The sequence below is a fragment of the Falsiroseomonas sp. RANM36 genome (assembly GCF_056682175.1).
The window spans coordinates 197,324-202,764 of record NZ_JBWXTD010000005.1 but is presented as its reverse complement, the minus strand read 5'-3'; the positions used below and the strand labels follow the sequence as shown (position 1 = coordinate 202,764).

Genomic DNA, 5,441 nt, shown 5'->3' with positions numbered 1-5,441 from the left:
CCGGCGGCAAGCCCTATCAGAGCCCGCTTCCGACGGACGCGAGGCCTGCGCTCGGGATGTCGCTGGCCGAATAGCCCGCAACGCCCGCCCGGCTCAGCCCCCCCCGGGGGCCGCCCCCGCGGCGGGGGGCGCCCCCGCCCCCCCCCCCCCCCCCCGGCCCGCGCGCGCAGCGCGCCCACCAGGTCCGCACGCACCAGCGCGACCACGTGGTCCACATTGATCGAGGTGGCGACATGGTGGATGAACCACACCAGCATCGCCACGCAGCCGACCGCCAGCAGCAGCGCGCCGGTGACGGCGAGCTGCGGCACGAAGGCGCCCTCCCCCGCCTCCCGCACCGAGCGCAGCGCGACCAGCGCATAGACGAAGGTCGCGACGAAGGTGCCGAGCGCGTATTGGTTGCCCGGGTCGCGCGTGAAGCTCTGCAGCAGCCGCGGCCCCATCTGGCTGCTGGCCAGGCTGAGCGCCGCGACGGTGATGGAGAAGGTGGTGCCGGCGACGCCGATGCTGGCGGCGGCCACCGTGCCCAGCACGTCCCGCGCGCCGGCGACGCCGCCCGCGTAGAGCCAGGCGGCGGTGCGGTCCGGCAGCCGCACCACCCCGTCCAGCCGCACCAGCGCCATCGCCAGCAGGCCGCCAAGCAGGGTCATGGCCGCCGGGCGCAGCCAGAACTGCGCCCGCAGGTCAGACCAGAATTGTCTCAGCCAGGCGCCGTTCACGGCGCCGCGCCGGATATGCCGCGCTGCATCCGTCCCTCCTGCTCCACAGGGGGAACGGATCAGGGGGGATGCGGTTCACGCGGGCGGGGCGGCCGGCGCCACCGACAGGCCACGCACCGCATGGCGCGCGATCAGGGCCGCGACCAGGCCGGAGGCCTTCGCCTCCTCCACGAAGTCGCGCAGGAAGGCGGCGGCAGCCGCGTTCGGCTTCGCCGTGCCCACCGCCTGCTGCACCGCCATGAACTGGCCCTCCAGCACGCGCGATCCGGGCAGCTTCGCCGCATCCTCCAGCAGCTTCGGCCTCAGCCCGGCCAGCGCCTCCATCCCCTCCGCGCGGAACAGATCGAAGGACGCATCGAGCGTCGGCGCGCGATGCAGGCTCGCCTGGCGGATGTTGCGCTCCAGCCAGAGGTCGTAGGCGGCGCGCGCGGCGACGGCGATGCGCACGCCCGGGCGGTCCACCTGCTCCATCGCGGCGATGGCCGAGCCGGGCGGCACCAGGTAGGTCGCCTGGATCTCGCAATAGGCGGGGGAGAAGGCGATCTTCTCCGCGCGCTGGGGCTCGGCGCCGATCAGCCCGATGTCCCAGGCGCCGGTGCCGGCGGCATCGGCAAGCTCCCCCGGGCGGGGATAGGGCACGTAGCGGACCGGCACGCCGAGGCGCTCGGCGATGGCGCGGGCCATGTCGGGTGCCACGCCCTGCGGCTCGCCGGCAGGGCCGCGGCCGGTGACGAGCAGGAAGTTGCTGAGGTTGATCCCCGCGCGTAATTCCCCGGTGGGCGCGAGCTGGGCGACGATCTCGGGCGACATGGCGATATCCCTGGCAGTTGCGTAGAATGGTGCGACGGCCGGCAGGCGGCGGCAATTGCCTCCCCGGCGCGCCGCCATCGCCACGGCGCCCTTGCCCGATCCGTTCGGGTGGGTTTGGATAGCGGGCTCGGCAATCGGAGGTGGTAGCAGGACGGGTTCCGTCCATCGGTTGGAAGCAGGAGGCCAGGCCCATGTCCAACAGCGCAGGCAAGGCCGCCTCGGCCGAGGATCCGCTGTATGTGCAGTCGGTGGAGAAGGCGTTCCGCGTGCTTCTCGCCGTCGGGCGCAGCCCTGCGCCGATGGGGCTGACCGAGCTTGCCGCCGCATCGGGACTGGACCGCAGCGCCGCGCAGCGCTTCTCCTACACGCTGGAGAAGCTCGGCTATCTGCGGAAGCATCCGAAGACGCGCCGCTATGCGATGACGCCGCGCGCCCTCGAGATCGGCGCGATGTATCTGCGCTCGGCGACGCTGGTGGACCGGGGCAGGCCCTGGCTCAGCGAGCTCGGCCGCCGCACCCTGGAGACGGTGAGCCTGACGATGCTGGACGGCACGGACGTGCTGTATCTGCTGCGCCGGCATGCCGACTCGGTCAAGCATGCGCAGGTGACCATCGGCAGCAGGCTGCCCGCCTTCTGCACCGCCTCCGGAACCACGATGCTGGCCGCCATGCCGCGCCCCGTCGCCCAGGCGGTGCTCGAGGCCTCGCCCCGCCCCGCCTTCACCCCCCATACCGTGACGGAGATGCCGGCCCTGATGGCGCGGATGGACGAGGCGGCGCGCCGCGGCTTCGCGCTCGTCGCCGAGCAGATCTTCGCCGACCGGGCCTCCCTGGCCGCACCGGTCTTCGGCGCGCAGGGCGAGCCTGTGGCCGCGATGCACATCGCCTTCTCCCGCCGCGACTGCGCGCTCGACGATGCCGTGCGGCATTTCGCGCCGTTGCTGACCGAGGCGGCGGCGGGCCTCTCGCGCTCGCTCTCCGCAGGCGACTGGTAGGCGCGCGTCCGGCAGGCACGCCGGAGGACGGCGGGAAGGCCCGGCTACCCGCCGGCCTGGAGCACGCGCAGCGCGCGGCGCAGCTTCGCGATGCCGGTGCGGACATGGCCGGTCTGGCACAGGCGCTCGCCTTCCTCGGCCATGGCCACGGCCGAGGCCGGCATGGTCGCGGCCGGGGCGGCGAAGCGCTGGGAGAGCTCGGCGCAATTGGCGGAGCTGTCGGTGGTGACCCGCATCGGCTGCTCGCCCCGGCCGGCGCCCGGGCACAGCGCCAAGACGAGCAACAGGGTCCCGATGCGCAGCATGGCGGGCAGTCTGCACGGCGCTGCCGATCCGGGCCGTGGCGGCGCGGTGAACGGCGCGACATGCGCCGCCGCCGCGCCGGTCAGCCGGTGGGCAGCCGCAGGGTCGCCGTCAGGCCGGGCAGCGTCGCGCCGGGATGGGTGTCGCGCAGCAGCAGCGCGCCGCGGTGCAGCGCCGCGACCGCGCGCACCAGCGACAGGCCGAGGCCGGAGCCGGGGGTGGTGCGCGCCGCATCGGCGCGGAAGAAACGCTCGCCCGCGCGGCTGCGGTCGGTCTCGGGCATGCCCGGGCCGTCATCGGCGACCACGATCTCCGCATGGTCCTCCGCCAGCCGGGCGGAGAGGCGCACCGTGCCGCCCTCCGGCGTGAACTTCAGGGCATTGTCCAGCAGGTTCACCACCGCCTGGGCCAGCAGGTCGCGGTCGCCGACCAGCGGCAGCGACTCCGGCAGGTCCACGCCGAGATGCTGCTCGCGCGCCGCGGCCGCGGCGCCGTAGAGCTCGGCGATGTCGGCCAGCACCGGGGCGAGGTCGGTCGGCGCGAAGGCGGCGCGGCGCGCGCCGGCCTCGACCTCCGCGATGCGCAGCACCGCCTGGAACACGCGCGCGATCGCGTCGAGGTCGGCGATGCCCTGCTCCACCGCCGCGCGGAGCGATTCCTCGTCATGCGCGGCGTGCAGCTGATCCTCGAGCTTGGCGCGCGCGCGCGCGATCGGCGTGCGCAGGTCGTGCGCGATGGCGTCGGAGACGCCGCGCACGCCTTCCATCAGCTGCGCGATGCGGTCCAGCATCGCGTTCATCGTGATGCCGAGCTTGTCGAACTCGTCGTCGCGCTCCGACAGCGGCACGCGGCGCGACAGGTCGCCGGCGGAGATCGCGCGCGCGGTGCGGTAGATCGGGTTCAGGCGGCGTTCGAGCGAACGGCGCAGCAGCCAGGCGCCCAGCACCGCGAAGCCGGCGGAGGCGGAAGCGGCCCAGGCGATGCCTTCCGACAGCAGGCCGCGCAGGCGCAGCTTCTCCGCCACGTCGCGCCCGACCAGCAGCCGATGGGCGCCGCCGAGCTCGACGCGGAACAGCCGTGCCTCGCTCACCGCGCCGTCGCGCTGCAGCGGGATGCGGATCCAGGGGAACTCGCCGCCGGCCTCGGACGGCCAGGCGCTCAGGTTGCCCGCCAGCCGGCTGCCGTCGGGCGCCAGCAGCAGGTAGAGCGTCTCGTTCTGCACATCCACCGCCAGCCGGTCCTCGATGGCGGCGGCGACGGCGGGGATGCCGCGGACGGCCATGCGTTCCTGCAGCGCGGTCGCGTCGGCGCGGATCGCGGCATCCACCTGGCGGTCGAGCGCGCCGGCGGTGTTCCACCACAGAACCACCGCCGCGGCGGCCGCGGCGGCGGCGAAGACGGCGGTGAAGAACAGCGCGAAGCGGCCCGACGCGCTGCGCAGCAGGCCGAAGAGCGGCGGCTCGAAGCTCGATGGCGCGACGGAGGGCGGGGGTGTTATCGGACGGCTCCTGCCGGCGCCCGCGCCGGGATCAGTCGGCGCGGATCATGTAGCCCGCATTGCGCACCGTGTGGATCAGCGGCTTGTCGAAGCCCTTGTCCAGCTTGTGGCGCAGCCGGCTGACATGCACGTCGATCACGTTGGTCTGCGGGTCGAAATGGTAGTCCCAGACCTTCTCCAGCAGCATGGTGCGCGTGACCACCTGGCCGGCATGGCGCATCAGGTGCTCGAGCAGGCGGAACTCGCGCGGCTGCACGTCGATCTTGCGCCCGGCGCGGGTGACGGTGCGGGAGAGCAGGTCGAGCTCCAGGTCGGCCACCTTGAGCCGTGTGGTCGGCACCTCGGCGGCGGGGCGGCGGCCCAGCGCCTCCACGCGGGCCAGCAGCTCGGCGAAGGCGAAGGGCTTGGTGAGGTAGTCGTCGCCGCCGGCCTTCAGGCCTTTCACCCGCTCATCCACCGCATTGAGGGCGCTGAGGAACAGCACCGGCGTGCGGTTGCCCTGGCCGCGCAGCGTCTCCACCAGGCGCACGCCGTCCACGCCGCCGGGCAGCATGCGGTCCAGCACCAGCACGTCGAACTGCTCGGACGCGGCCATGAACAGGCCGTCGCGCCCGTTCGGCGCGTGCTCCACCGTGTGCCCGGCCTCCATCAGCCCCTTGCGGACGAAGCGGGCAACTTCGGCATCGTCCTCGACCAGCAGGATTCGCATCGTCCGTCTTCCCGGTCCCCTGGTGCAAACCTAGGGCGGTCGCACCGGCGATTCCTAGCCCCGTGCGGCGTCACTGCCCCGCCGGCCGGCGGCCGACCTGCACCGGCCCCTCCGCGGGGCGGCCGGCGCGCAGGATGGAGAGCTGGACGGTCTGGCCGGGCGGCAGCGCCGCGACATTGCGCACCAGCGCGCGGGAGGTGTCGATCCGCTGGCCGTCCAGCGCCACCACCTGGTCGCCCGGGCGCAGGCCGGCGCGCGCCGCGGGGCTGCCGCGCACCACGCCCGCGACCACCACGCCGCGCCCGGCATTGCGCCGGCGGCCGGGCTCATCGGCCGCGAAGTCCTCGAGGCTGGCGCCGAGCCAGCCCCGCTCCACCCCGCCGCCCGCGCGCCGCGGCGCGCAGATA

Annotated in this window: 7 protein-coding genes; 1 reads left to right on the top strand and 6 read right to left on the bottom strand. The window is 74.3% G+C overall.

Annotation, left to right across the window (positions count from 1 at the left end; all coding sequences use genetic code 11):
- Positions 1-719 (bottom strand): DUF2254 family protein (locus tag AC1MIR_RS18895; protein ID WP_480029735.1); only part of this gene is annotated, 719 nt, incomplete at its 3' end.
- A gap of 75 nt (positions 720-794) precedes the next feature.
- On the bottom strand, positions 795-1,529 hold the full coding sequence (locus AC1MIR_RS18890; protein WP_480029734.1) for a transporter substrate-binding domain-containing protein: 735 nt from the start codon (positions 1,527-1,529) through the stop codon (positions 795-797).
- A 191-nt stretch (positions 1,530-1,720) separates the two neighbouring features.
- On the opposite strand from AC1MIR_RS18890, the gene AC1MIR_RS18885 reads away from it, so the two are divergent.
- Entirely contained in the window at positions 1,721-2,524 is an 804-nt protein-coding gene (locus tag AC1MIR_RS18885) for an IclR family transcriptional regulator (RefSeq protein ID WP_480029733.1), read from the top strand.
- A 44-nt stretch (positions 2,525-2,568) separates the two neighbouring features.
- On the opposite strand, the gene AC1MIR_RS18880 is transcribed toward AC1MIR_RS18885, so the two are convergent.
- From AC1MIR_RS18880 to AC1MIR_RS18865, 4 genes are all read right to left on the bottom strand, one after another.
- Positions 2,569-2,829: a hypothetical protein gene (locus AC1MIR_RS18880; protein WP_480029732.1), complete on the bottom strand. Its 261-nt coding sequence runs from the start codon at positions 2,827-2,829 to the stop codon at positions 2,569-2,571.
- Positions 2,830-2,909: 80 nt separating this feature from the next.
- Positions 2,910-4,196, bottom strand: coding sequence for a HAMP domain-containing sensor histidine kinase (locus AC1MIR_RS18875; RefSeq protein WP_480029731.1), 1,287 nt, complete (start codon positions 4,194-4,196; stop codon positions 2,910-2,912).
- Positions 4,197-4,356: 160 nt separating this feature from the next.
- Positions 4,357-5,034 (bottom strand): winged helix-turn-helix domain-containing protein, encoded by a 678-nt coding sequence (locus AC1MIR_RS18870; RefSeq protein ID WP_480029730.1) that lies wholly within the window; start codon positions 5,032-5,034, stop codon positions 4,357-4,359.
- Between the two features lie 70 nt (positions 5,035-5,104).
- Positions 5,105-5,441, bottom strand: a 337-nt coding sequence (locus tag AC1MIR_RS18865; RefSeq protein WP_480029729.1) for a PDZ domain-containing protein, incomplete at its 5' end; no start/stop codon positions are given.

Bases quoted from the DNA above. Each gene is read 5' to 3' on its own strand.
- AC1MIR_RS18885 (WP_480029733.1), top strand. From the start codon at position 1,721: ATGTCCAACAGCGCAGGCAAGGCCGCCTCGGCCGAGGATCCGCTGTAT.
- AC1MIR_RS18880 (WP_480029732.1), bottom strand. From the start codon at position 2,829: ATGCTGCGCATCGGGACCCTGTTGCTCGTCTTGGCGCTGTGCCCGGGC.
- AC1MIR_RS18890 (WP_480029734.1), bottom strand. From the start codon at position 1,529: ATGTCGCCCGAGATCGTCGCCCAGCTCGCGCCCACCGGGGAATTACGC.
- AC1MIR_RS18870 (WP_480029730.1), bottom strand. From the start codon at position 5,034: ATGCGAATCCTGCTGGTCGAGGACGATGCCGAAGTTGCCCGCTTCGTC.